The sequence below is a fragment of the Legionella sp. genome, from assembly GCF_965140895.1.
Classification (GTDB): domain Bacteria; phylum Pseudomonadota; class Gammaproteobacteria; order Legionellales; family Legionellaceae; genus Legionella.
In genome coordinates this window covers 1-1038 of the sequence record NZ_CBCSKT010000119.1, presented here as the reverse complement: position 1 = coordinate 1038, position 1038 = coordinate 1, and the positions used below count along the sequence as shown (strand labels likewise).

Sequence of the window (1038 nt, the reverse complement as noted above, 5' to 3'; positions counted from 1 at the left end):
ACTATGGTCGCTGCACGTAACTCCGATAAACGATGAATAGTTAAATGATAGCGTGAAACACTGATTGCCAATGTACGATATTCATTTGGAATTCGCAAACGCGCACATAAGGCATCAATAATCGGCACCCCACGTTCTTCATGGCCATGATGACTCGGCCAATTCGACATAGGCGATGTTGCTTTCCCTAAATCATGAACTAAGGCTGCAAAACGAATCACAGGATCCGTAGTTAAAGCAACCGCTGCGTGTAAGACCATGAGCGAATGCACACCGCTATCTACTTCATGGTGATAGCGATGTGGATTAGGAACACCAAATAAAACATGTAGTTCCGGGAGGATAATACGCAATGCATCGCAAGCACGTAAAGTACTAATAAATTGCTCTGGATTTCGCTCTTCCAAACTTCGTTGCCATTCCTGCCAAACTCGTTCTGCAACCAAATGCGCCAGCTCACCATTACGCACCATAGAATACATCAAAGAACGCGTTTCATCAGCCACCTTAAAACCTAAATGATGAAATCGTGCCGCAAAGCGTGCAACACGTAAAACACGTACGGGATCCTCAACAAACGCAGGGGAAACATGCCGTAATACTTTATCGCGTAAATCCTGCTGTCCTTGATAAGGATCAATTAATTGACCGTGTTCGTCCATAGCCATGGCATTAATCGTGAGGTCGCGACGGGCGAGGTCTTCTTCTAGGCTAACGCTATTGCTGAAATCACAGGTAAAGCCATAATAACCGGGCGCGGCTTTGCGCTCTGTTCTCGCTAAAGCATATTCTTCATTAGTTTCAGGGTGCAAAAATACCGGGAAATCCTTCCCAACCTGTCGAAATCGTTTGTTTAATAATTCATCAGGGCTAGCACCAACGACTACCCAATCCCGCTCTTTTACTGTTAGACTTAACAATTGATCGCGAACAGCCCCACCAACTAAATAGACTTTCATTATATGTAATTTGCCTTCATACTGTTTAAATAAAAAGTATTTGTTAATTTTGCATTTTAAATTTGCAATAATGGTATTA

Annotated in this window: 1 protein-coding gene; it reads right to left on the bottom strand. The window is 43.0% G+C overall.

Going from position 1 to position 1038, the window contains the following annotated elements:
• The coding region (locus tag ACQY7T_RS12370) for a multifunctional CCA addition/repair protein (protein ID WP_428413821.1) at nucleotides 1-959 on the bottom strand (959 nt) is incomplete at its 3' end.
• Nucleotides 960-1038: the final 79 nt, after the last annotated feature.